This is a genomic window from Paenibacillus tarimensis (assembly GCF_021532315.1).
GTDB classification, from domain to species: domain Bacteria; phylum Bacillota; class Bacilli; order Paenibacillales; family Paenibacillaceae; genus Paenibacillus_I; species Paenibacillus_I tarimensis.
In genome coordinates this window covers 93,209-118,028 of sequence record NZ_JAKGAO010000006.1, presented here as the reverse complement: position 1 = coordinate 118,028, position 24,820 = coordinate 93,209, and the positions used below count along the sequence as shown (strand labels likewise).

Genomic DNA, 24,820 nt, shown 5'->3' with positions numbered 1-24,820 from the left:
CCGCACATCGGGCAAGCAGGAAATCTCTTTCCCTTTAGGGTGAAATTTTTGGATGCGGAAATGGAACTTCTAGCGCGGCTTCACTGTCTAATCTGTTGGAGGTGAGAATGTGGAGCATTCCTATTATTCATACCTGACCGAGTTAGACCCGGAGAGCTTTCGCAATCTGATGAACGAATATGGCCAGGATGTATGGAACCTTGCCTTCGTGCTGACACGCCGGCATGAACTGGCAGATGATATCACCCAGGATGTATTCCTGAATGTATACCAGAATATTACCAGCTTCAGAGGACAGTCCTCCATGAAGACATGGCTGCTGAGCATTACGCGCAACCGTTCAATCAACGTGCTGCGCACCGCTTTTATGCGTAAGGTAACGCTCATGGATATCGTGGCTCCCAAAACCTCGGTTCCATCAGCCGAGCATTCGGCTTTGGAGCATACGCTGTCCGAGGAAATATGGGCGGCTGTGCTCAAGCTTCCTCTTAAGCTTAGGGAAGTGCTTATCTTGCATGCGAAATACGAGCTCTCCACCAAAGAAATCAGCGAGCTGCTTAAGCTGCCGGAAGGCACGGTAAAATCCCGTCTTTCACGGGCCCGCGTTAAAATGAACACCGGGTGGAAGGAGGCGAATCATGTTGAAGGAACCTAATCCGCATTGGTACACAAGGCTGAAGGGAAGTCCGCATGCCCGCAAGACGTTTACACCCGATAAAATCAGACAAATCGAGCTGCTTGCGGCCTCTGGAGGCAAGAAAACGATGAGCAGAAAATCACTGATTATTTGGCCTGCCGCTGCATTGTTAAGCGCTGCAGTCTTCTTTATCTTTATATCTCCCCTCTTAGAGCAGCAGGGCAATCAGCCGCCCGGTGGCAATAGACCGGCTGTCAACCAGCCAGAGGACATTGAGACGCCTGTCATAGACCAGCCCGCCGGCAGTTTACTCGAAATTGAATTTCCGGAGGGAGAGCCAGAGGGAACTCTTGGCGTGCTGCTGCCTTTCAAGAGTGAAGACGTTACAGGACTGGAATGGATCCATTCGGCGGAGTCCGTTGCGACTCCAATACCCGAAGAACGCATCTACACAGTTATTAACAACCTTTATTGGGTGGATCTTAACAAAGCCATGGCAAAGATAGAATCCTCGGGAAAACCGCAAACGATGTTTCGTATCCATACAGCCGAAGGCAAAAGCTGGGATGTTCCATACGACATTGAGACCAATACGTATGCCATCTCCGGACAGCGATTCTATGCTAATGATGCGGTCCTGATGATGATGCATAACGTGCTCGGTCTCGAATCTCCGCTGGCAGCATGGGACAAGGTCAAGGAGAAGGCCCGGCTGGAGCAGGAGTCGAACGAGGGAGGCTCGGTAGATGAGTCCTTCCAATATGATTCTGACCGGCTGACCGTAGGTGGCAAGGATTACGACAGGTGGTCTGAAGATTTGGCCGAGTCCGCAGATACTACAGATTGGACGATCTCTTACTATGATGATCTGCTCGCAGAGGTTCAGCAGATCCGGTTTGTTTCGGGGATCCTCACCCTGTCCCTTGAAGTCGTCTTCACATCTGAGACATACCGCACACCCGATGGCATTGGCGTCGGTACAACCCGTGAAGAAGTAACCGAGCTGCTCGGTCCCGCCAACCTGGCGACGGAAACCAGGTGGAGCTACAAGGTTGGAGATTTTCTGAAATTCCATCTTTACTTTGTGGAAGATAAGGTTGCTTATCTGTCCCTGACACAACCGTTGTAACTTCAGCATAAACGAACAGGAAGACCCAGATCATTAATATAGGTCTTAGGATGTGTAAGTCTGTGAATTCCTTAAGATTATGCAATAAATATCATGTCGTAATATCTATTATTTTGTCGAATACTGTAGTACCATATACCTATACCAGACGAGTGACAAAGGCAAACCCGTTGAAAGGCGGGGACGCAAAGCTGACAGGCCTACTGACAGGTTCCAGCTGTCTAGGGCGGCTGAGCTGCCAAATCGCTGTGGACCCTGTTCCATCTAGCGGTTACGATTTCTCATCATAGAACAGGAGGCAATACACATGAAGGAACGTTTTTATACTACTGTAGAGTACACAGACCGGTACGGAAGAACAATTAAAGAATTTACAGTCTACGCAGAATCCGGTAAGAAGCCGACCATAGGTGACTTTACTGAAGCCTTCCATAAGGCGGGATTGGATGTTGACATCAGTGATTTTATCAGCATGACCTTCAAGCCAAGACAGCCGCAGAATACGCCTCTTAAGTCATTACGGGTTATCCGGACTCTTCATGACTATACTTACAACTCGAACAAGACGAATACCGCTATTATATAACGATATTGGCAAGCAAAACAGGCTTGAACGGTACTGTACCGTTCAAGCCTCTTCAGTTTAGATAAGCCTTGTTACTTCCGGGTATTCAATTTCCTTCCGCTGCAGCGCTCACTTCCTGCACGGTCTGCCTGCCGGGGCGTGACGGAGTTCCTTCACGGACACCTGGTGTCTGCTTGCCTGCCGTCAGCCCTTTGATCATTCCTTCCACATCAATCCCTGATACGTTCTTCAGCATCTCCGGCGCGGTTGCCATCAGGGAAGTTACATAATTGCTGACTCGGGCTGCACCTTCACCATGACCCGTATCTACAACCGTAAGCTTGCCAATGCCCTTCATCGGTTCTGCTACCTTGCCTGCCAGCTCAGGCAGCATCTTCACAATGATATCAAGCACCGCCGCCTCGCCAAACTTCTCGAATGCTTCAGCCAGCTTCTCCTTCGCTTCGGCTTCGGCCAGACCGCGCAGCCGGATGACCTCGGCTTCTGCCGTACCCTTGGCCCGCTCGGCGTCTGCTGTGGCCAAGCCTTCCAGGCGCTTCTGCTCCGCCTGTGCTTTCGCCTCTGCTTCGATGCGGTATTGCAGCGCATCGGCCTCTCTTAGTCGCTTCTCCTTATCCGCCTCCGCAGCCTGAACGACTGCATACCGGTCGGCATCCGCCTTCTTCTTCACTTCTGCGTCATACTGCTTCTCACGGCGCAAAATTTCCTTCCCTTCCAGGTCAATCTCCCGCTCCTTGCGGACGAGCTCTACCTTCATCTGCTCCTCAACCACACTTTGCTTCGCCCGCGCTTCCTGGATCGAATACGCCTGATCCGCTTCGGCCTTCGCCATATCCTGATCTTTCTTGAAGGATGCCACCTTGAGCTCCTTCTCCTTCGTTGCTTCGGCTATGTTCGTATCACGAAGCAGCTCGGCCTTTTGACCCTCCTCCTCGGCTCTCGCCTTCTGGATACGCGCATCCCGGATCGCTTCGGCCTCTGCAATATCCGCATCCCTCTTCACGACCGCGATCCGCGGTTTGCCAAGCGCTTCAAGATAACCGTGCTTGTCACGAACATCCTTGATCGTGAAGGATACGATCTGCAGCCCCATCTTCTTCAGGTCCTTTGCCGCGACTCCCTGTACCTCCTGCGCAAACTTATCGCGGTTGCGGTACACTTCCTCCACTGTCATAGAGCCCAGTATAGCCCTGAGATGCCCCTCCAGAACCTCTTGGGCCTCACCCTTGAGGGCTTCAATCGGCTTGCCCATGAACTGCTCGGCCGCTGTTGCCACATCTTCGACCGACCCGCCGATTTTAATAATCGCCACACCGTCAGCAAGCACCGGAACGCCTTGCTCCGTATAGACCTCCGGCGTTGATACATCAAGCTTATGGGATAACAGCGACAAGAACTCCGCCTTCTGAAAGATAGGAAGAATAAATGCGCCGCCGCCTCTGACAATCTTGATCCTGCGTCCTGTTTCGTCTACCAGCGCGTTGCGCGTGCCCAAAAATGAACCGGTAATAATCATTGCTTCATCCGGGCTGACTGTCTTGTAGCGCGCCCAGAATGCCAGGCCAAGCAGCACGATAACACCGATTACGATAACGGGGACAACCATAAACTCTGGCATAACAATTCCTCCCTCTTCTTCATTCTCCTAAATCAACAGCCGCCACATACAGAGTGCCTTCCTTCACCTCTACAACCACTACCTTGCTGCCTTCGGCAATCGGCTGGCCGTCATAGCTGGCCGCAATCTGGCTTGTTACCCCAGCTGGCCCGACCTTGACAACAACTTCTCCATAACCTGTGGAGGGGATCGGAACCCAAACCTCGCCTAGCTTACCCGACAGCTCCTGAAGTGAGAATCCACTGGTGTTCTCGCTGTTCTTCATTGGACGGACATACAGGAAATACACACCGATGCTGGCCGCGATTGCTATCAGTGCAGACAAGCCAAGAACAAGGCTTTGACCTAAGGTCGAGTATTCCTGCAGGACAATACCTGCACCGCCAAATACCGTGAGTCCGCCCACAAGTATCATCGGCTGCAGCCAGTCTATGCCGTCCAGTGACAAGAAATCCAGCATTCCATCGAACGCCTGCCCGACAAGGTCTCCCAGTAGTACCGCTACAAGCGCGTACAGGACACCACCGGAAAAGCAGGCCCAAAACAAGGTCTCCATTCCTTCCCCCCTCCCAAATAATATCCAGATATAAACAGTAATACGACAATTCTACAGTTTCCGTTTCATTCGAATAGTCAGATAAGCTCTTCCTTACAGCTCCCGCTATCAAAAAAAAGGACGGCCGGACCCATAGTCCAGCCGTACCTTCGATCTGTGAATAAGAATAGCTCTGATATGTTAAGCCCCAGTCACAATTGTCGCAATTCTTGTTTTCCCGTTCCAGCGGATTTCATTGCCGAATGCTTCACCGACAAAACGAAGCGGTACTACAGTCACACCGCGTATAGCCTGCGCAGGCACTGTCAACGCAACCTTCTCTATCTGCTGCCCGGTCTCGATAGTGGCCTGCTTGCTTCCAAGCGACATGGTCACTGTCCGTTCACCCTTGACTGCCCGGATGGTCTTCGTAGAAGACTGGTACGTAACCGACGCGCCAAGCGCTTCAAAAATATCCCGCACCGGAAGCATGGTCGTGTTCGAGATAACTAACGGATCCTGCGAGAGCTCTAGCTTCTGCTCGTCCAGCCATACCTGTACAGGCGGAAGCTCTCCTGTCATTACCTGCAGCATGAATGATTTCGGTTTATCCGTTCCTAGCGGATAAGTATGCCCTGTGAGCAGGTATTCGCCCCTTCCATCAGCAGCGGCAGCTCCTGTGAACCAGGAGTTATTCGAGTAGAAGGTCTGCTCCCATTCCTTGGCGCCTGCAGCGCTAAGCTTCAGCATATAAGCAATCTGTGTGCTTGAGCCGCTAAGATCACCCGCAACCAAGGCGCCCCCGTCCAGTGTCGAAATAATCTTATAGCCATTTATTTTATAATAGGATTTTGGTTTAGGAGATGAAAAACCCTTCTCCCAGTATATCGTGCCCTTCTGAGCGTCCAGACGGTAAACCAATAGAGAGCCCTGGGTGCCCCGCATGGACAGAAGAACGTCGCCATTGCCCGCTGCTGCACCATCCAGAATGCTGCCCTTCAAATCCTTGGCCCACTGCTTGGTATAGTCCGCATTCAGCTTTACAATCCGCGTGCCGTAGATGATTCCGTTACCGGACAGCAGCTTGTCATTACCGCCGGTAACAATAAAACCGCCATCCTCCGTCTTGATAACGGCTGGACTATAGCCTTCACTCTTCTTGAAATAGGGAGACAAATCCAGCTGTTTCAGTACAGTCCCTTCCTTGTCTGTGACCAGCAGAATCCTCTTATTCTCATTCATCAATGTACCATCGAGCAGATAGCCTTCCGGAACTTCAACTACCGAGCTGATCTTGTCAAAGCCTTTGCCGCCATACATCTGCTCCCATTCCATCATGCCTTCTTGATCCAATTTGACCATATAGGCCTGTACGCCTTCTTCATCTGATAGAAAACGAGTCTGACCCGCCGCCAGAAAACCCCCGTCTTCCGTCTCCATTATGGAGAAGCCTGCAAGCCCGTTATATAAGTACTGTTCCCACTCGACACGGCCCTTCCCGTCAACCTTCTTGACGTGCATAACTCTATCTTTGCTGCCTGCCATCACCCATCCGCCATCCGATGTTTGAGCGACAGCATGTCCTGTGCTTGCATACTCCGGATTATCCACTGCACTCCAGCCGCTTGCGGCGCCTGCCGCGCCATAAGCCGGCGCGGAGTAACCAAATAGAAATGCAAGCACCGTTACTAGAATTCCGTAAAGCCAACCTCTGCTTTCCATATCTGTCCTGCCTCCTGCTGTAGAATTTGCTATGTATCTAGGCCTGTAGACCTACCTTCCTGAATATACCACAGCAGAATAATTGAAGACAGCAAAGAAATGGCAGAGACGGCATATGATTAAACCTGTGGTTCTTATTTAGTTCAATGCTCAGGAGACTTTGCTACAATCAGCGGGAAAGTGTAATCTGTAATCTGAGGACTGATACCTATCTGAAGGTTGAGAAGGAGTGGATAAAGATGCTGAATCATATTCACCATACGGCCATTATCTGCAGTAATTATGAACGTTCCAGGCATTTTTATGTGGAGCTGCTCGAGCTGCCCGTCATACATGAATCATACCGGGCTGAGCGGAATTCGTACAAGCTGGATCTGCAGATTGGAGAGAGCCAGATTGAGCTGTTCTCGTTCCCGAACCCGCCCGCACGCACGAACGCGCCGGAGGCCGCAGGACTCCGGCATCTTGCATTTGGCGTGGAAGACGTTGATGCCGCCGTTCTCTGGCTTCAGGGCAAGGGAATAGAAGTGGAGCCCGTCCGAATTGATCCGGTAACCGGCAGGAAGTATACCTTCTTTAAAGATCCGGACGGATTGCCGCTTGAGCTGTATGGTCAAAGCACCTAGCGGCTGCTCTTATTTAGTTTCAGCCTGTTGATCCTGGCCAACATCCACCGTTTCCATTGTTTTGGAAGCGGTGGAATTCGCCAGGTTCAAGCAGATCACGCCAACTATGATGATGGCAATTGACAGAATCTTGAACGGTGTCACATGCTCTTGAAACCACATGAAGCCGACAATGCTGATCAATAGCGTCCCAAGACCTGACCACACTGCATAAGCTATACTTACGTCAATTGTCTTGACTGCAAGATTCAAGGCGCTGAAGCTCAGCAAATATAAGACGAACATCAGAATGGAAGGAAGCAGCCGGCTGAAGCCGTCCGAATATTTTAAGGCTACGGTACCCGATAGCTCGAGCACGATGGCAGCGAGCAGAAGCAGCCAGCCTTTCATAACCGCCTCATCCATTCTCTTGGCCCCCTCCGCTGATCTGGAGCGAGTCATAGGACAGTATGTGTGCATCCGCTCTGCCGCTGTCAGCTCCGCCGATCATAATTCCCGCCTGCATCCCTGCCTCGGCAGCCATCTGGATATCAGCCTTTGTGTCCCCGATCATGACCGTTTCCTCCGGCTGCAATCCCAGCTCCAGGCAAGCCAGCACCGCCATATCGGGATGCGGCTTGCCCCGCTTAACCCGGTCAGCGCCTATCACCGCTTCAAAGTAATGCCGAATCCCAAGCCATCCGAGATGCTGCTCGGCCATGGCCGTATCGTCAGAGGTGGCGACTGCCATCTTGACGCCTGCTGCCTTACAGCGTTCGAGAAAGAGCAGCAGACCCGGCATCGGCTGAACGGGCCGCAGCTCCTCCAGTTCCCGGTTTGTCTCCATTACCGCCTCCGACACATAGCTCAACGCCCGATTCCACGGTAAGCCCCCACGGTACAGATGCCAGGCGAGAATGGCGATTGTCTGCTCATTGGAGGCCATAGCCAGCGGCCCATCCGGATCATGGACTACGGTATCCCCGGTAACCGTTATGCCTAATGCAGCATGCCAATCCGGCGTCCCTCCGCAGGCCTTGAGTTTCTCCAGCAGTATTAGGGTCCACCTGCCCCACATATACTGAAAGTCCAGCAGGGTTCCATCCTTGTCAAAAATAATGCCGCGGACCGGCCAGCTGGCCGATCCGCTATTTAAGTTCACCATTATTATGCAATCCCTTTCCGTATCCTTCCCCAGGTTACCGCCGGATCAGCTGTATTCGGCCAGGCGAAAACCGGGTTAACAAAAGCGACCAGCTCGCCATCCGGACGGCGAAGCTCCATGCGCAGCCAGCGGTATTCACCCTGCGGCCAGCTGCATGTGAACCTGGCTTCCTGCAAGCTTCCCTGTACCGCCACCCCCGCTACACCGGTCCTGTCGGGCTGTTCCCATTGCGCCTCAAGTGCATCACAGGCTGCCAGGTGCTGCCGCCCTGTCTCTTGGCCGTTCTCGATCCATACCGCGATAAGCGGACTGTCTTCCTGTGCGGTGCGGACGATATAATCCAATGTTATATACCGTTCATTACGATCGGCAGCCCCTTGAAGCTCATCGCCAGGCAGGTACGAAACCCCGCCGCTGCGGATATCCAGCTGCAGGCGGACTCCTCTTGTGACATAGCAGCGGCGGCGGCGTACGCCATCCAGCAGCTTCATGGGGCTAAGCCCGTTACACCAGACCAATGTCGCCGGGTCGCCCACAATAGACGGAGGACCGCCTTCCGTATAGCTCTCATCCGGCAGCATATGGGTATCGCTTCCCCCTATGCCCGCCAGCCGGATACCGTGCGCCCAGCATTGATCCCAGGCTGCCAGGGCCTTCTCTGCCGCTTCCGCATTACCATCATATGTCGGATCATTCCAGATTTCAATGGCATCAAACAGCGCCATCCTTGTGTCCTCAAACTGCCAGTGCCAGGGCACCAGGAATGGATGGTTCAAGCTGCATACCGCTCCCTGACTGCGAGCTTCCTCCAGGATAGCCATCATCCCGCTGTCATCCTCCAGAGTCAGCGCTCCCGATTCCGGGTCATACAGTTCAATGCTGCGGCGCAGTCCGAGGAGATTGCAATGTCCGTGAAAGGCCGTCACCTCTACTCCCGGCACGACGAGCAGCTCCTTACCATGCGGCCAGGCCGCATGCACTGCATTATGCTCGGTTACTACAATATAATCAAGCCCCCGGGAGGCAGCCAGATCATGCAGCTGTCCCGGCGTCTGTTTACCGTCGGACAGCAGCGTATGCATATGAAAGTCTCCCTTGTAGAACCTCGCGCCCTCATCTGAAACCTGCTGCCAAGCGTATAGGGTCTCCGGCTCATCGAGCGTGCCAGCTTCCCCGGCTGCCATCCACAGAGTCCCATCCAGCATAGGCTCTGTTGACAAGGGGGGTTCGCCGGGGCCATACAACCAGTCCAGCTCGATCATGAGTCTGCCGTCCCTGGAGTAGGACACCAGCTCCACCTGCCACGAGCCTGCGGTAAGCGGTCCCGGCACCGAACCGATGGAGCAGTGCTCCGGCTTCAGACCAAGCGCAACACGAGCTGACCGTTTCTTGCCGATGACCTGCATCCTTACCCGTCCATGCGGATCTCGCACCAGTATCTGCAGCCATAGCGCGTGCTCATAGCGCACCTCTAACTGAAGCCACTGCGCATCATCATTTACCTCAAAGGGATAAAATACGGCTTTGGGTTCGGGAAGAACCAGCTCTTCCCGAACTGAAGCCTTAATTAAGTTGGTCTGCATACTCATCAGTTACGCTCCTGTAACCTTATCAAGCTCTTTTTGCGCCTTTTCCTTCGCTTCCTTCAGTGCCTTCTCGGCCGGAACATTCTCGATTTGCACCTTATCAGCTGCAATTTTTAATGCGTCGTTGATCTTGCCGCCAGTAGGATCAATATAAGGGCTTGAAGCGGTTTGCGCTTGCTCCAGCGGCACCCTGATCTGCGGATTTTGTTCAGCAAATGCCTTGAACTCAGGATCTTCAAGCGCAGACTTACGGACAGCAATGTACCCCGTATTAATCGACCACTTGGCTGTGTTGGACGTATTCGAGAAGAAGGTCAGCCACTTATAGGCTGCTTCCTGCTGCTCGGCAGGAGCGGCAGCCAGTACGGCAGCTGTTAGTGATGAAGCAACCGGCGCCGCCGGATGACCTTCCCAGCCCGGCTGCGGATGAGCGGCGACGATTGAGAAGTCGAGATCCCCCTGGTCGCCGCTCGATCCGGTATAGCCCGCCGCACGGCCTTGGATCACATCATCGATCGTCTTATACCAGTACTCCCAGCCTTGGCCTCCTGAATGGATGGCCATAATTTTATCTTCATGAATCCATTTGCGGAACTGCTCCCATGTTTCAATCCATTCCGGGCTGTCAATAAGCAGTGTCTTGCCGTCCTCACTAACCATCTTGCCGCCGCGGCTTAATACAGCGTCAATCATATTTTCCCTGCCCCACATAGGCATCCAGCCATACACGGACGGCTTGCCGCTCTCTGTCACCGTCATGGCTTTGGCAGCATCCGCCAGACTCTCCCACGTGTTCAGCGCATCGGGTGTCAGACCTGCCTTCTCCAGCATGTCCTTCCGGTAGTAGAGCACTTGTGTAGTCCCGTACAGCGGCAGGAAATACTGCTTGCCTTCCACGACACCCTGTTCCAGAAATGCCGGAATGAAGTCTTCCTTGTCAAATGCGGCATCAGCCGCGATGAAATCGTCAAGCGGAGCAAAATAGCCTTTGCTAGCCCAGGAATTTTCCTGAATCAGTGCTGCCGCAGGCACTTTCTTCGAGGCGATCGCCGCCTGCAGCGCCTGCTGGGTCTCCGTGTAGTTGCCTTGAACGACGCCCTTCACAACCACTTCATCCTGCGACTCGTTAAAAGCCTTAATTGTGGCCTCCATCTGTTCGCCAAGCTTGCCGCCCAGCCCGTACCAGAACTCAATGTGCACCGGTTCCTTCGCTGCTTCTCCGCTGTTGGCGCCTGCTGTGTTAACAGCGCCGCCTCCATTCGTATTCCCGCTGCCTTGGTTACCGTTAGTACCAGATGAACAAGCCGTTACCAGCATGGCGGATAGCATAATGATCATTACGAGCGGTTTGCGTACCCCATTCATTTGCATATTCCTCTCCCTTGTTTCGTTATTTTCGCTATTAATCTACCGGTATTGCGCTTAAAAACTGCAGCTCTCTTGAACGCATTGCTGTACCTCTTGAACGGCCGCTACTTATTGACACCGAATGAGAGGCTCACCCCCTTCATCAGCAGCCGCTGGGCAAACAGGAACAGGATCAGCAGCGGTAATATCGTTATCGTGCTGCCCGCCATAATAAGCGGCCAATTCATCCCGTATGCCCCTCCCTCTACGAAGAAGCTTCGCAGTCCGGCAGAGACAAGATAAAGATCCGGGTCCTTGGTTATCAGCGAAGGCCAGAAATAGTTGTTATACATACCGATAAAGGTGATCAGGCCCATGACCACAAAGGTCGAGCGGGTCAGCGGCACCATAATCGTCCACAGAATCCGCCAATGCGGCGCGCCGTCAATCTTAGCGGCTTCTGCGAGCTCCTTCGGGAGCTGCAGGAAGGCTTGTCTCACCAGGAAGATCGCAAACACACTGACGGCATTGGAGATGATTAATCCCGTGTATGTATCAATTAGGTTCAGCTCCGACAAGATCACATAAGCGGGAAGGTAAGTCGCCGAAGCAGGCAGCATATAGGTAACGATAATAATGGCGAACAGCGCCTTGCGAAGCGGAAAATGCATATGTGTCAGGGCGTAGGCCATCATGGCAGAATTGATCATCTGGAGCAGGACAATAACCGCTGCCACCATGATGCTGTTCAACAGATATTGACCGAACGGTGCTGCCTGCCATGCCTCCAGAAAGGTTCCCCATAGCGGCTTGTCCGGCCACAGCACGGGCGGCACGCTCCAGATCTCTTCATTGGTCTTGAGCGAGCTGGTTATCATCCAGAAGAACGGGAAGGCGATTAAGCCGCACAGCGCGATCAGGAACAGATGCCGCAGCGGTTGGAACCATAGAGTGGTTTCTCTCATAGCAATCTCTCTCCTAATTCGTATAATGGACGAACCGCCTGCTGACCCACCCGGACAGCAGGGAGAACGCAGCAGACAGGAGCACAAGCACCAATGCCACAGCGGATGCTTCCCCTACATCGAACCGCTCGAAGGCTGATTGATAGTACAGGTACAGCAGTGTCCGTGTTGATCCTGCAGGGCCGCCCTGTGTCATGATACTGATCTGGTCATAAGCCTGGAATGATTGAATCCACAGAATGATGAACAGGAAGAATGACGTTGGAGATATGAGCGGAATCGTCACATTCCAGAAGGTTCTCAGTCTGCCGGCTCCGTCGATAGCCGCCGCCTCCTTCAAATCCTGAGGCACCTGCTGCAGCGCAGCCAGATAGAAGACCATGGCCCATCCTATGCTCTGCCATACGCTCACGATGATAACGGCAGGGAGAGCCCACACCGAGCTCTGCAGCCATTCCACGCCTTCTAGACCCAATAGTCTTAGTACCTCGTTAGCCAGCCCGGCACGCGGCTCGAATATCCAGGACCAGACGATAGAAACCGCAACAGTCGTTGTAATCCAAGGCGAGAAGACAATAGCCTGGTAAATTCCTTTGCCCCTGAGCTTGCCCTGCAGCAGGGAAGCCAGTGCCAGCCCCCCCGCCATTACGGGAACCACAGTCCCGAGACCGAATAGCAGAGTCACACGCAGTGACTTATAGAAATCCTCATTCTGCAGCAGCTCCGTATAATTATCAAGACCCACCCAGGTTTTGTCGGGACTCATAAAGTCCCAATCCGTAAATCCCAGATATACAACGTACAGCATCGGCGCGATCCAGAATAAGGTCAGCGGGATCAGAGCCGGCAGCAGATAGCCATATGCAGCGGGTTCACCGAGCTTCTTGCGCCATTTCAAACTAACTCCTCCTAAATGTTCAATAATTATTGAACGAGTTTGCTTTTTTGCGATATTTGTCAGTAATATTAACTATAGTATTGAACTGTTCAAAAAATATTGTACATTCATGTCGAAATCGAAGGGTCAACGCTGTGTTAACGCCATATGATGATTTCTTTAAGAACAACTCTGACAGCAAGCAAAAAAACAGCCTGCTATTCTATCAAACCGCGCCGTTAACCTGTATACTATTACCTGAGATTTATTACCGGGAGAGGAAATAATGACGATGACTGACATCCCGAGCAGTGAGGTTAAGCTTGAGCGGCTGAAGCGCTCCGTGATTGAAGCGATATCCGTCACGATGGATTTATATGGGGCCACGCCTTCCGTCGGGGAATTGTATGGCATTATGTTCTTCGAGGACCGTCCGATGACTTTGGAGGAAATGAAGGACACGATGGGGATGAGCAAGTCGAGCATGAGCTATGCCGTCCGTTCCTTGATCGAATCACGGATGGTACACAAGCTTGATGAAAAGCTCGAACGCAAGGAGCTTTATAAGGCAGAGACTGACTTCTATCAAGCTTTTCAATCTTTCTTCACAAAAAAGCTGCAGCGCGAGGTAGACGTCATGCGCTCAGCAGCTGATAAGGCCCTTCCCGAAGTGCAGGCTATCATTCTGGATGCATCCACCAGTGACGAGCTGCGGAAAGAGGCGCTTGCTGTCTACCACAAGCTGGTACACGCACTAGAATATTACGAATGGCTGCAGCGCTTCATCCATCTTCTTCAGCAGGGCAAGCTGTTTAACGACAATCTGAACAAGCTGAACCTGTAACGGTCCGGTTCTGCTCATAACCCGGCTTAATCGTGGAGACGATATAGCTGCAGTCATTATTATCAAGGGGAGCTGATATGCCGATGAGTTCATCCAAGAACCGCAGGGAGAATGCATGGAAGATCCGGAAACAGGACCAGAAGCCGCACGGTAAAATCAAATCGCTTCACCAGCTGTCAGAGGAAGCGGAAGGAAACTCCAAGTAGCTTGTTAATAAATGTTATCCGCTGCAATACTTTAAGACACCGGCCTGCTCTGCATTCCGCAGATGAGCCGGTGTCTTTTTTTGTCAGGGCCGTAAGACCGTTGTATAGTAACGAATTAATGTGCAAATGATATAAAAAAATAATCATGTCTGGAGGATGCAGCCTTGTCATACACCGAGCAAAACATACGCCTGACATCTGCCGAAATCGCCCAGTTGTGGAGCAACTATATGGGGGATAGCATGGCGATCCGCATCCTCGATTATTTCTTGCGGAAGGTCGAGGACACCGAGATCAGAGAGATCCTGGAGTTTTCACGCAGTATCAGCGAGAAGCATCTTAAGCTCATCCCCCAGCTGTTCAAAAGTGATAACTTCCCTGTTCCGCACGGCTTTACCGATGAAGATGTGAACCTTGACGCTGCGCGTATGTATTCAGATACCGCCTTTCTCATTTACCTCAAAAATGCAGCCAAGCATGGACTGACCCTGTACTCGATTGCCCTGGCAAGCTCTGCCCGCGAGGACGTTAGGGAATTCTTTACCAAAGGCCTAACATCCACCGCGGAGCTGTATAACAAAGCGGCTGAAATTCTTTTGCAGAAAGGGTTATTCATTCGCGCACCTTATATACCGACACCTGAAACGGCCGAATACGTGCATAAGGAAAGCTTCCTGAGCGGGCTGATGGGGGACAGACGTCCGCTGAATGCGGCTGAAATCAATCATTTGTACAACAATATACAGACTAACGCCTTCGGCAAAGCATTCATTGCCGGATTCGCACAATGCGCCCAGTCAGAGGAAATCCGCGGATATTTCCTGCGCGGCAAGGATATTGCGCACAAGCAGATCGAAGTGTTCTCTTCGTACCTGCGAGATGAAGACCTGCCTGCTCCCATGACCTGGGATTCCGATGTGATGGCCTCTACGGAAGCCCCATTCTCGGATAAGCTGATGCTCTTCCATATCACAGGGCTAAATGCGGCCGCCCTTACGAATTATGGAGCCGCTATGTCCGTCTCCATGCGAAGGGATATCTCGGCTTCCTATACACGGCTTGCAGCCGAGATTGCCGCCTACTCCAACGATGGAGCGGAGCTGTTAATTAAATATGGCTGGATGGAGAAGCTTCCGGGAAATGTTGACCGCAGGGTACTCGCTAATAAGCAATAGGTCAGAGATAGTCAAGCAGGACACCTCCAGCCGCGGCAGCGAGCACGATTATCCAAGGCGGCAGCTTCCAGTATACCAGCAACACAAACAGCATCAGTGCCAAGGCGAAGTCCAAGGGTCCAAGGATGGCCGACGTCCATAAGGGATCATATAAAGCAGCCAGCAAGATCCCGACAACAGCCGCATTAATGCCCATTAGTGCCCCCTGTACCCTCTGGTTCCCTTTAAGACCGTTCCAAAACGGCAGTGCACCCACAATAAGCAGGAATGCCGGCAGGAAGATTGCGATTATCCCAATTACCGCGCCTGCTATACCGGATGCCATAGCGCCCAGATAACCGGCGAAGGTGAAGAGCGGCCCAGGGATTGCCTGAGTGGCACCATAGCCGGCCAGAAAATCCTGCTGGCTGACCCAGCCAGCGGGCACTACCTCCCGTTCGAGAAGCGGCAGCATAACATGTCCCCCGCCAAACACAAGAGAGCCGGAACGGTAGAAGCTGTCAAACATGGCGAGCCACTGCGCTTCACTCCACTGCCTAAGCAGCGGAAGACCAAGCAGCAGTGTACCGAACAATACCAGGCAGGTTACAGCGGTTAGCCAGCTTACAGCAATCGGCAGCATCGGACTGGGTTCAACCAGCTTGCGCCGATAGATCCACAGCCCTGCCGCTCCCGCTGCCACAATAGTCAATACCTGACTGTAAGCCGTCTGCCAGAATAAGGTTACAATTGCCGCCATAACCGCCACTGTCATCCGCTCACGATCCGGCGCCAGCTTTTGCCCCATCCCCATAACTGCATGTGCGACAATAACGACAGCTGCAATTTTTAACCCATGAATCCAGCCAGCGCTTCCGATATCAAAGCCCTGCAGCAGGTAGGCGAATGCAACCAGCGCGATAACAGATGGAAGCGTAAAGCCGAGCCAAGCAATAAGACCGCCAAGCAAGCCGGCTCTCACAATCCCGATCCCGATTCCAACCTGGCTTGAGGCGGGTCCCGGGAGAAACTGGCATAGCGCAGTCAGATCAGCGTAGCTCCGTTCATCCATCCATTTGCGTTTACGTATATACTCACCGTGGAAATAACCAAGATGAGCAATCGGGCCTCCGAAGGAAGTAAGACCCAGCTTCGTTGAAACGGCCAGCACTTCTAATAATGCGGCGAGCTTTCCCTTCTGCCCATTCTGTGGGTTTCCTCTACTGGTTGCTTTCATAACCTATGCTCCTTATCCCTATCAGCCTTGTACTCTATTAAGAGTGTAAAGGCTGATGCTGCACAGATACAAGCTGTTTCATTCAAAATTTACAAACGGGCGCTCGAGCAGAAGGGATTTATCGTCGGAGAACAGCGTCCTCCTTCAGGGGGATGAGGGCTTGCATCAGCACGAGCGTATACTCCGCAGTCTGCTGTACGGCATTACGAGGCGTTGATTAGCTGCAGCCCTTCCGCCCCGTCCGTATGGATGGGAACCCGGATCGGTCCCTCTGTCTCCCCGGACAGAAGACCCGGCAGCGTGAGAGACTTCACTTGATCCGCTGAATCGCGATACAATAGCCGCAGCTCTCCTCCCTGCTCTAGATCGGGGATTACCGTTACCCTGATGTCTTCCCCGGCAGCAATTGGCGTAAGGGCAAGCAGTCCGCCGGGGTACTGGAGCGACAGCCCTGCTAGCAGCCTCCCCGAATGGTTATTCAGCTCAACTACGAGCCCCTCGGCCGTCTCCTGTGGTGTCATCTTATCCTGGCCTTCCGTCTGGCCCTCGATTGAATCTACAGGCTCTTGATTCGTTCTGTCCGGCTGGCATGCTGTCAAGGCGGCTAACAGGATGACAGCGGCAAGCAGAGGCAAGTACCCGCCACTTCCAACCTCTCTCTTGTTCATTCTGGTCCTTAGATTCCACATATCCGTTCCCTCCTTGCGCTGCAATCCATCAAAAATTGTGTTCAGACTTGATTCTTACCAGGCACTCACAATAGAATAAAGTATAGGTAAGTGTCTAACTATATTGAAACGGCATTGATGGTGAATGTTATGCAATGTTGTCATAGTGAGGAGTGCACGAGTGGAAGCTTACAACGAGAAAGTCGATTTTGAAAACCCTCTCTTGTCATTGCGGATCTTCCGGAGCATCCGCGAGGATGATCTGTTCATCAGCTGGCACTATCATCGTGAAATCGAACTGCTGCTGATCGATCAAGGGGAGCTGGATGTCTATATTGAGGATGAATACCATCATCTCACCCCGGGAGATATCGTCGTGATCGGTTCCTCTCAGCTCCATCGTGACAAGAGCACCTCCGGTCCCCTGGATTATTATGTGCTCCAATTCGACATTGACCAGTTCTTCGACCACAGTACGATGCAGTATATCCGTTTTTTTACCGAAACCAAGAATCCGCTAAGCCGAATCAATTATATCTTTAAAGAACGGCCTCACGTAAAAGAGAAGATCGCCGGCTTTATCCGGGAGATCTTCGAGGAAGCGGCAGCCAAACCGCCCGGATACGAAATGGCCGTCAGCATCCTGATTAAGAATATTCTGCTGCTGCTTCTCCGCAATGACCCCGAGCGGGCCTTGGAGGAAGGCGAGGATTTCGACCGGATACGTCTCAAGCCCGTGTTCGATTATGTCGAAGCGAATCTTACCAGCCGAATTCATGTCGATCATGTGTGTAAGCTGGCAAATATGAGCTATTACTATTTCGTCAAATTTTTCAAGAAGGCCGTAGGCTTGTCCTTCACCGAATACGTAAACTACCGGAAGATCAAGTGGGCCGAGCGTATTCTGCTTACTGAGGACCGGAGCATATCCGAGATCGGTGAAAAAATCGGTATCCCCAATATGGCGCATTTCTACAAGATGTTCAAGAAATATAATGATTGCTCCCCCAAGGAATATCAGAAGAAGATGCTCGCCTGGAACCGCAAATAAAACAAGCTCGGCTCACCTTTATTTAGGTGCTCCGAGCTTTTTTGGCATAACGAGCTTATATCCGACCCCTCGGATTGATTCTATCTGAACAGATTGCTGGCTGAGCTCCAGCTTCTTGCGCAGAGAGCTAACATGCACATCGACCGTTCTCTGGCCGCCTATGTAGTCAAACCCCCACACAACGTTCATCAGATCGTCTCTTGTGATAACCATTCCCGGCCGCTGTACCAGATACAGCAGTACTTCAAATTCCTTCGGCCGAAGCGGCACGGTTTCTCCGCCAATTACCACTTCATACTTCTCCGGGTAAATCGCAAGTTCACCTACTGCAATCACTTTCTCCGTCACATCTGCCGCTCTTACGTCTTCATTATGGGTACGCCGCAGAACAGCCGACACCCTGGCGAGAAGCTCGGCTACGCCGAACGGCTTCGTAATGTAGTCATCTGCCCCGTGCTTAAGCCCCTGAACCACTTCTTCCTCCGCATTGCGCGCCGTCAAGATGATGATTGGCGTCCTGACGCCATTCTGCCGAACCTTCGTCAAAATTTCAAACCCGTTCATTCCCGGCAGCATAATGTCGAGAATAATCAGATCGAAGTGACGCTGCAGTGCGATCTGGAGTCCTTCAGCGCCATGGTCGGCAACCGTCGTTTCATAGCCTTCCTGTGTCAGGTTGTAGGACAAAAGACGTGCTAATGTCGGTTCATCCTCTATAACCAGTATCTTATGAGACATGAAAACCCCCGAGGATTTGCGGACCACCCTGGCCGCATATTCATTTATAATACGTTCATCATAGCATGTTTTTGTTAGAGAAGGGTAAACGTATTGTAAAAAAAGTCGAATTCTAAACAAAATCTTAATATTTGGGCAGCCGGAAAGGCACCTCCAGCCCGTGTCCGGGACCGGAAGTGCACACCGTACTACTGCTGGATAACCGGCAGCTCAATCATGAATGTCGAACCTACACCAACGGTGCTTTCCACTGTAATCGTGCCCTTATGAAGATCGACTAGATGCTTTACAATGGACAACCCGAGGCCTGTGCCGCCTGAGCCTCGCGATCTGGCCTTGTCCACCCGGTAGAAGCGTTCGAAGATGCGCGGAAGGTCCTTCTTTGGTATGCCAATGCCCGTATCTGTAATCCAGATCCTCACATGATCGTAGTCACTCTCAACACCATCAGAGACCGGCGCTGATTTGCCCAGGGACACCGCCTCAACCTTCATCGTCACCTTGCCGCCCTCCGGCGTGTAATTAATACCGTTAGCGAGAAGGTTCATCACAATCTGTCGGAGCCTGTCCTCATCCGCCTCCAGGTATAAGTCATTCTCAACTTCAGTCTCGAGCGTAATTCCCTTGCTCGCAGCCTGTGCGGAGAGAAGCTCCACGGTCTTCGCCGTAAAGCTCGACAGCTCAACCGGCGAGAACTGAAGCGGTACGCGTCTGGATTCCACCTTGGACAGCTCCAGAATATCGCCGATCAGCCGGTTCAACCGCTCACTCTCATCGTAGATGATTTGCAGGAAGGACTTTGCGACCTCCGGATCATTAACTGCTCCGCCTAGCAGCGTCTCAGCAAATCCCTTGACAGCCGCTATTGGTGTCTTCAGCTCATGGGATACATTAGCGACAAACTCACTGCGCATTCGCTCCAGCCTGCGGATCGCTGACACATCCTGCAGCACAAGCAGCACGCCGCCAAACTCCTCCACTGAATGAAAGACAGGTACCAGATTAATCTCAAGCAGCCGCTCTTCCGGGAAGTAGAATGTAATCTCATCATGAAGGTGCTGCCTCTTGACGAGTCCCTCCTGGATTATCTGTGCGAGCTCATACTGCTGCTTCGCTTCCGCATAATGCCTGCCGACAAGCTCGCGCGCCGAGAAGCCAAGCACTTCCTCCGCCATCCGGTTAAGCAGAAGAATCTTGCCTTTGCGGTCAATCATGACGATGCCGTTAATCATATTGTCGAGTACGCTTTCGAGCTGACCTTCCTTCTGCCTGATCTGCTTCATATGCTCCTGGAGACTTTCAGCCATTGCATTAATAGCGGTTCCCAGCTCTCCTATCTCATCCTGCTTCCTCACGGTAACCCTTGCCTGGTATTCGGAATTACGGATGCGCTTCGCCACTCTGGTAATTTGTTCAAGTGGACGGGTCAGTCCGAGAGCAACCCGGTAGCTGACCACGGCGGAGATGATGAACAGGACCAGCAGCCCCATGATGAGGAAGAACCACAGCTCCCGGATGCTGTTTTCGACATCTTCAATACTCATAGCCATTCGGATGATATCGGAATTTTCCGAGCCCGGCTCGAGCGCAAGAGCAACATACATCATATTCTGGCCAACAGACTCGCTCTTCCTGATATCCCGGCCGATTCCATCCCTCTTGGCCTCTACCACTTCAGGGCGGCTGGCATGATTAAGCAGCTTCCTCGGGTCCTCATCGGACTCGCCCAGTACCGTTCCGTCTCCCCGTATGAACGTTACCCGGGAGCCGGTAATATTCTTAATACGGTTCGCTTCCTTAGTGTAATAATAAAACAGTTCCTCGGGCTGTCCCTGCTTCCACTCCATTGCGTCCAGGACGAGCCGCATTTCCCTAATCATATTGTCCTGCTTGGAAGTTAAATAATTGCGCTCCACCGACTTGGCCATGAACAGACCGGATAAGAAGACGGCCAGTCCAACCGTTACGATCATAATGATTGCAAGTCTTGCACGAAAGCTGTTCATTCTTTGTTTACCTGCCTTCTTCTAGTTACACTGCCTTCGTTCTATCGTACCTGCCGGGGTACAGTTTCGCCAGATTTCGCTTTATGAAGTTTTTGTAAAGCGTAATGGTGAAGTGTAGCCACCGGCTGCTGTATCAGAATGGCCAGTACGACAGGAACAGCTGCCAGCGGGCTGAAATAGCCAAGCGCCAGCACGATACCAAGAGATATATTACGCATGCCTGTCGCATAGGAAACCGTCGCTTCCAGCTCCCGGCTGCCGAGCGGCTTGATCCCGAAGAATCCCGCTGCATAGCAGATTCCTACCAGCAGAACGACTACGGGGACAAGCTTCGGCATGTCCGACTGAAGAGCGGACACATGAGGCTCAATTGCTGCAGCATTAAGCGCCACCACAGCGACAAAGCACAGCTTCGAGACCGGAGCTGTAACCGGCTTCACAGCCGGCGTGATACGCCCGCCCGTCAGCTGGTTCAGCAGCACACCCGCGGCAGTCGGAAGCACAATAATGAGCAGCAGATCCATCATCATCTGAGACGTATGTACATCGACTGCAGTACCGAAGAACAAGCGGATGCCTGCCGGTACGACCAGCGGACTTAACAGGGAATCAATAACAACGAGACTCAGAATCATCGGCACACTGCCTCCTGACATCCCCACCCAGATTACAGACGAGACACCAAGTGGGATTAGGGCAAAAAGTACGAGGCCAACGACATACGGCGAGTCCGCTCCATACAGCATGCTGCCGAGTCCATATGCAGCGAGCGGAAGGGCCAGATGTGCGATCAGCAGCGTCCATGCCATCGGCAGCGGCCTCCGGAACACATGCGCCAGCTCTTTGAAGCCGCAGCCAAGGCCCATCGTGAAGGTGACGAAGGCAAACAGATAGGGAACGGTTCCCACAAACCTCAGCAGATGCCCGGCAAAAAGAAATCCCAGGAGCAAAGTTCCAGGGATCAACAGAAACATCCATTGTTCAAATATACGGTTGAAGGCCAGCCCGAACCGTCTCATGCAATCACTACTTTCTCTACGGCAGATTCCATACGGCTCAAGATGTGAAGACCGGTTCCTTGAACTGTGCCAGCTTGTTAAAGGAATCCTTCTCGACATCGGCATGCAGGCTGTTGCCATGAGCATCCATCGTCACGATGGCCGCGAAGCCTTCGGTTTGCAGATGCCACATCGCCTCCGGAATGCCGAATTCCATGAAATCAACGCCGTTGACCTGCTTGAAGCATTCCGCATAATACTGTGCTGCACCGCCTATTGCATTCAAGTAGACGGCTCCATGCTCCTGAAGCGCAGCCAGTGTCTTAGCTCCCATACCGCCCTTGCCAATCACGGCGCGGATGCCGAATTTCTTGATGATATCGCCTTGGTAAGGCTCCTCGCGGATACTGGTCGTCGGTCCGGCCGCCTTCACCTGCCAGCCCTGTTCGTCCTTCAGCATAACCGGTCCACAATGATAAATAACGGCGCCGTTCAGGTCAACCGGCGAGTCATGGTCCATCAGATACTTGTGCAGCGCATCCCGGCCTGTGTGCATTTCGCCATCTAGAATCACGATGTCACCTACACGCAGTGACCGGACCTCTTCTTCGCTAAGCGGCATCTTCAATCGGACTTCACGGCGTTCTGCTGTGCTTGGAGCTGCTGTATCTGCCGCCTTGCTCACCGCCGGCTCATCCTTCATCGGGAGCTCACTGCCCTGCGGGTACACCCATTCAATGATATCTCCGGTCTCCGCGTCAAGCAGCACACCCTGTCTGCGGAACGCCCAGCAATTGTAGGCTACAGACACGAAGAAGCTTGCGGGCAGGCGGTTCATGACGCCTACCTTGCAGCCGAGCAAAGTCACCTGTCCGCCGAAGCCCATAGTGCCAATTCCCAGCTGGTTAGCATGCTCCATTACGTAATCTTCAAGCTTCTGCAGCTCTGGGATCGGGTTCGTATCATCCGTCCGGCGGAACAACTGCTGCTTAGCCAGCTCGTAGCCGGTCGTCCGATCACCGCCAATGCCGACACCAATAAATCCAGCGCTGCATCCCTGGCCCTGGGCCTGATATACGGCATGCATAATACACTTGCGGATTCCGTCCAGATCTCTTCCTGCCTTACCGAGCCCTTCAAGCTCTGCCGGAAGGCTGTATTGAATATTCTTGTTTTCACAACCTCCGCCTTTCAGAATCAGACGGACATCTATTGTATCCTTCTCCCACTGCTCAAAATGGATCACCGGAGTACCGGGACCCAGGTTGTCCCCGGTGTTGGCACCGGTAAGCGAATCAACGGAATTGGTACGCAGCTTGCCGTCCTTCGTTGCCTGTGCAATCGCGTTCCGGATTTGCTGCTTCATGATAAGCTGGTTCGCCCCGACCGGGGTGTGCACGACAAACGTGGGCATGCCGGTATCCTGACAGATCGGAGAAATATTAGTCTCAGCCATTTCGATATTAGAGGCTATGGTGGACAGGGACAGCCCCGACCTGGTTGCCCGGTCTTCTGCCTCCTGTGCCCGTTTGATCGCCTGACGGACATCGCCCGGCAGGTTTGTGGACGTCTCTACAATGAGCTTGTAAACGCTTTGTTCAAAATTTTGCATCACGTTACGATTGGCTCCTCTCTGGTAGCATCCATTCATTAGCTATATAATAGCATAGAAAGCGGTTTATCCGCATTACTGTTTCCCTTCCTGGAAGGGTCCCGCAAGAAGGAGCGATAACTTGGAAAGCCATTTTTATGCTTACATGTACAGACTGCGCTACATTGAACGCTGGAGTCTCATGCGCAATACTACCCGAGAATCGGTGGCCGAGCATTCCTATCATGTCGGTCTTCTGGCCCACATGCTATGTGAGATCGGCAACCGCGTATTCGGCAAGCAGCTGAACGCTGACCGCGTAGTGACGATGGCACTGTTCCATGATGCAACCGAGGTGTTCACAGGGGACATTCCCACCCCGGTCAAGCATCATAACCCCAAGATGCTGACAAGCTTCAGGGAAATTGAAGCACTCGCCGCCGAGAGGCTGCTCGCCATGGTACCGGAGCCGCTGCAGCCGGCATACTCCCCTCTACTCTGTGCCAAGCAGCTTGAGGCTGAGGGACGGTACGACAAGGAGATGCAGGAGCTGTCTGTTTATCTGAAGGCCGCCGACCTGCTGGATGCCTATTTAAAATGCATGTCCGAGCTGTCAGCGGGCAACCGTGAGTTTGCCGTAGCCAAGGGTCAGACTGAGCTGGCCCTGCAAAATTTGGATATGCCCGAAATAGAATGGTTTTTAACTCATATGGCACCAAGCTTCGGCCGAACGCTGGACGAGTTATCTGAGTCATAAGGCCGGAGGATTACGTATGGTTGATATAAGCTTACAAATCATTGTGATGATCTTTCTGCTAGGGTTTTTAGCTGCTTTTTTTGATTCGGTGGTTGGGGGCGGCGGATTAATTTCCGTACCCGCGCTGCTGTTAACCGGCCTGCCGGTACCGGTAGTGCTTGGTACGAACAAGCTGGCCTCCACAATGTCTTCCCTAACAAGCACAATTACGTTTGCGCGTTCAGGCAAAATCGATTACAGCGTCGTGAAGTATCTCATTCCGTTCTCATTAACAGGAGCTGTGCTGGGCACTTATACGGTCCGGCATGTTCCGGTGTCCCTGCTGAAGCCCGCTGTCATTGTGCTGCTGATTGGGGTTACCCTTTATACCCTGCTGAAGAAAGACTGGGGAAGTATATCGACATATGCAGGCTTGACGAACAAGACCCGTGCGCTGAGTATCCTAGCTGCGTTTGCTATCGGCTTTTATGACGGCTTTTTTGGACCTGGTACCGGTTCATTCCTGATTTTCGCATTTCTTTTCCTGGGTTTTGATTTTGTAACGGCAGCTGGAAATGCAAAGGTGTTGAACTTCACCAGCAATGCGGCAAGCCTGATGACCTTTATCCTAATGGGCTCGGTCAATTATATGATTGGTATCATCATGGGGGTTGCCATGATCGCAGGTGCCTTAGTCGGTTCCCGGCTCGCAATCCGCAAAGGCTCTTCCTATATCCGTCCCTTGTTCATCATGGTTACCATCCTGCTAATTGGCAAACAAGCCTGGGATAGCTTTCATTAAAACTAATAACGGCAGAT

25 protein-coding genes and 1 riboswitch are annotated in these 24,820 nt (G+C 52.4%); of the genes, 10 read left to right on the top strand and 15 right to left on the bottom strand.

What is annotated here, in order from left to right; all coding sequences use genetic code 11:
• Positions 1-109: 109 nt before the first annotated feature.
• The 3 genes from L1N82_RS05630 (at position 110) to L1N82_RS05620 (ending at position 2,352) form a co-directional block, all read left to right on the top strand.
• A complete protein-coding gene (locus L1N82_RS05630; RefSeq protein ID WP_235286401.1) occupies positions 110-655 on the top strand; it encodes an RNA polymerase sigma factor in 546 nt (181 codons plus the stop codon).
• Complete coding sequence (locus L1N82_RS05625) at positions 639-1,766, top strand: hypothetical protein (protein ID WP_235286400.1); 1,128 nt, start codon at positions 639-641, stop codon at positions 1,764-1,766. The genes L1N82_RS05630 and L1N82_RS05625 overlap by 17 nt, the downstream gene beginning before the upstream one ends.
• A 150-nt stretch (positions 1,767-1,916) precedes the next feature.
• Positions 1,917-2,009, top strand: a riboswitch (cyclic di-GMP riboswitch).
• A 64-nt stretch (positions 2,010-2,073) separates the two neighbouring features.
• Entirely contained in the window at positions 2,074-2,352 is a 279-nt protein-coding gene (locus L1N82_RS05620; protein WP_235286399.1) for a hypothetical protein, read from the top strand.
• Between the two features lie 85 nt (positions 2,353-2,437).
• Here the strand turns inward: L1N82_RS05620 and L1N82_RS05615 are convergent, their stop codons facing one another.
• From L1N82_RS05615 to L1N82_RS05605, 3 genes are all read right to left on the bottom strand, one after another.
• The gene (locus L1N82_RS05615; protein WP_328284433.1) at positions 2,438-3,970 is read right to left on the bottom strand and encodes a flotillin family protein; all 1,533 of its coding nucleotides are present in this window, start codon (positions 3,968-3,970) and stop codon (positions 2,438-2,440) included.
• A gap of 19 nt (positions 3,971-3,989) precedes the next feature.
• Positions 3,990-4,526 carry a protease gene (locus tag L1N82_RS05610; protein WP_235286398.1) on the bottom strand — a complete coding sequence of 179 codons (537 nt, stop codon included), beginning with the start codon at positions 4,524-4,526 and terminating at the stop codon, positions 3,990-3,992.
• A 180-nt stretch (positions 4,527-4,706) separates the two neighbouring features.
• Positions 4,707-6,227 (bottom strand): copper amine oxidase N-terminal domain-containing protein, encoded by a 1,521-nt coding sequence (locus tag L1N82_RS05605; RefSeq protein ID WP_235286397.1) that lies wholly within the window; start codon positions 6,225-6,227, stop codon positions 4,707-4,709.
• A gap of 239 nt (positions 6,228-6,466) precedes the next feature.
• Here L1N82_RS05605 and gloA2 point away from each other — a divergent pair, with 239 nt between their 5' ends.
• Positions 6,467-6,853 carry an SMU1112c/YaeR family gloxylase I-like metalloprotein gene (gloA2, locus tag L1N82_RS05600; RefSeq protein WP_235286396.1) on the top strand — a complete coding sequence of 129 codons (387 nt, stop codon included), beginning with the start codon at positions 6,467-6,469 and terminating at the stop codon, positions 6,851-6,853.
• A 9-nt stretch (positions 6,854-6,862) separates the two neighbouring features.
• On the opposite strand, the gene L1N82_RS05595 is transcribed toward gloA2, so the two are convergent.
• The 6 genes from L1N82_RS05595 to L1N82_RS05570 all read right to left on the bottom strand — a co-directional run bounded on the left by L1N82_RS05595 (position 6,863) and on the right by L1N82_RS05570 (position 12,793).
• Positions 6,863-7,258, bottom strand: coding sequence for a DMT family transporter (locus L1N82_RS05595; RefSeq protein ID WP_235286395.1), 396 nt, complete (start codon positions 7,256-7,258; stop codon positions 6,863-6,865).
• On the bottom strand, positions 7,251-7,997 hold the full coding sequence (locus tag L1N82_RS05590) for an HAD family hydrolase (RefSeq protein ID WP_235286394.1): 747 nt from the start codon (positions 7,995-7,997) through the stop codon (positions 7,251-7,253). Before L1N82_RS05590 ends, L1N82_RS05595 begins: the two co-directional genes overlap by 8 nt.
• Before the next feature lie 2 nt (positions 7,998-7,999).
• The gene (locus L1N82_RS05585) at positions 8,000-9,586 is read right to left on the bottom strand and encodes a CehA/McbA family metallohydrolase (protein ID WP_235286393.1); all 1,587 of its coding nucleotides are present in this window, start codon (positions 9,584-9,586) and stop codon (positions 8,000-8,002) included.
• Between the two features lie 3 nt (positions 9,587-9,589).
• Positions 9,590-10,948 carry an ABC transporter substrate-binding protein gene (locus tag L1N82_RS05580; RefSeq protein ID WP_235286590.1) on the bottom strand — a complete coding sequence of 453 codons (1,359 nt, stop codon included), beginning with the start codon at positions 10,946-10,948 and terminating at the stop codon, positions 9,590-9,592.
• 107 nt (positions 10,949-11,055) lie between these two features.
• Positions 11,056-11,895 (bottom strand): carbohydrate ABC transporter permease, encoded by an 840-nt coding sequence (locus L1N82_RS05575; RefSeq protein WP_235286392.1) that lies wholly within the window; start codon positions 11,893-11,895, stop codon positions 11,056-11,058.
• Positions 11,896-11,908: 13 nt separating this feature from the next.
• A complete protein-coding gene (locus tag L1N82_RS05570) occupies positions 11,909-12,793 on the bottom strand; it encodes a carbohydrate ABC transporter permease (protein WP_235286391.1) in 885 nt (294 codons plus the stop codon).
• Between the two features lie 265 nt (positions 12,794-13,058).
• On the opposite strand from L1N82_RS05570, the gene L1N82_RS05565 reads away from it, so the two are divergent.
• From L1N82_RS05565 to L1N82_RS05555, 3 genes are all read left to right on the top strand, one after another.
• Positions 13,059-13,616 (top strand): GbsR/MarR family transcriptional regulator, encoded by a 558-nt coding sequence (locus L1N82_RS05565; protein WP_235286390.1) that lies wholly within the window; start codon positions 13,059-13,061, stop codon positions 13,614-13,616.
• A gap of 83 nt (positions 13,617-13,699) precedes the next feature.
• Entirely contained in the window at positions 13,700-13,822 is a 123-nt protein-coding gene (locus L1N82_RS05560; RefSeq protein ID WP_220036931.1) for a DUF6254 family protein, read from the top strand.
• A gap of 164 nt (positions 13,823-13,986) precedes the next feature.
• Complete coding sequence (locus tag L1N82_RS05555; protein ID WP_235286389.1) at positions 13,987-14,997, top strand: DUF3231 family protein; 1,011 nt, start codon at positions 13,987-13,989, stop codon at positions 14,995-14,997.
• 1 nt (position 14,998) lies between these two features.
• On the opposite strand, the gene chrA is transcribed toward L1N82_RS05555, so the two are convergent.
• Positions 14,999-16,213, bottom strand: coding sequence for a chromate efflux transporter (chrA, locus tag L1N82_RS05550; protein ID WP_235286388.1), 1,215 nt, complete (start codon positions 16,211-16,213; stop codon positions 14,999-15,001).
• 203 nt (positions 16,214-16,416) lie between these two features.
• Positions 16,417-16,902, bottom strand: a complete 486-nt coding sequence (locus L1N82_RS05545) for a hypothetical protein (protein WP_235286387.1) — start codon at positions 16,900-16,902, stop codon at positions 16,417-16,419.
• A gap of 160 nt (positions 16,903-17,062) precedes the next feature.
• Here L1N82_RS05545 and L1N82_RS05540 point away from each other — a divergent pair, with 160 nt between their 5' ends.
• The gene (locus L1N82_RS05540; RefSeq protein ID WP_235286386.1) at positions 17,063-17,932 is read left to right on the top strand and encodes a helix-turn-helix transcriptional regulator; all 870 of its coding nucleotides are present in this window, start codon (positions 17,063-17,065) and stop codon (positions 17,930-17,932) included.
• Between the two features lie 18 nt (positions 17,933-17,950).
• Here L1N82_RS05540 and L1N82_RS05535 read toward each other — a convergent pair whose 3' ends face one another.
• The 4 genes from L1N82_RS05535 to L1N82_RS05520 form a co-directional block, all read right to left on the bottom strand.
• Positions 17,951-18,670 carry a response regulator transcription factor gene (locus tag L1N82_RS05535; RefSeq protein WP_235286385.1) on the bottom strand — a complete coding sequence of 240 codons (720 nt, stop codon included), beginning with the start codon at positions 18,668-18,670 and terminating at the stop codon, positions 17,951-17,953.
• Between the two features lie 188 nt (positions 18,671-18,858).
• A complete protein-coding gene (pnpS, locus tag L1N82_RS05530; RefSeq protein WP_235286384.1) occupies positions 18,859-20,676 on the bottom strand; it encodes a two-component system histidine kinase PnpS in 1,818 nt (605 codons plus the stop codon).
• 41 nt (positions 20,677-20,717) lie between these two features.
• Positions 20,718-21,695, bottom strand: coding sequence for a bile acid:sodium symporter family protein (locus L1N82_RS05525; protein ID WP_235286383.1), 978 nt, complete (start codon positions 21,693-21,695; stop codon positions 20,718-20,720).
• 37 nt (positions 21,696-21,732) lie between these two features.
• Positions 21,733-23,286: a fumarate hydratase gene (locus tag L1N82_RS05520; protein ID WP_235286589.1), complete on the bottom strand. Its 1,554-nt coding sequence runs from the start codon at positions 23,284-23,286 to the stop codon at positions 21,733-21,735.
• A 121-nt stretch (positions 23,287-23,407) separates the two neighbouring features.
• Between L1N82_RS05520 and yfbR the strand changes: the two genes are divergently transcribed.
• Together yfbR and L1N82_RS05510 are read left to right on the top strand one after the other, a co-directional pair.
• On the top strand, positions 23,408-24,022 hold the full coding sequence (gene yfbR, locus L1N82_RS05515) for a 5'-deoxynucleotidase (protein ID WP_235286382.1): 615 nt from the start codon (positions 23,408-23,410) through the stop codon (positions 24,020-24,022).
• A gap of 16 nt (positions 24,023-24,038) precedes the next feature.
• Positions 24,039-24,803 (top strand): TSUP family transporter, encoded by a 765-nt coding sequence (locus L1N82_RS05510; protein WP_235286381.1) that lies wholly within the window; start codon positions 24,039-24,041, stop codon positions 24,801-24,803.
• Positions 24,804-24,820: the final 17 nt, after the last annotated feature.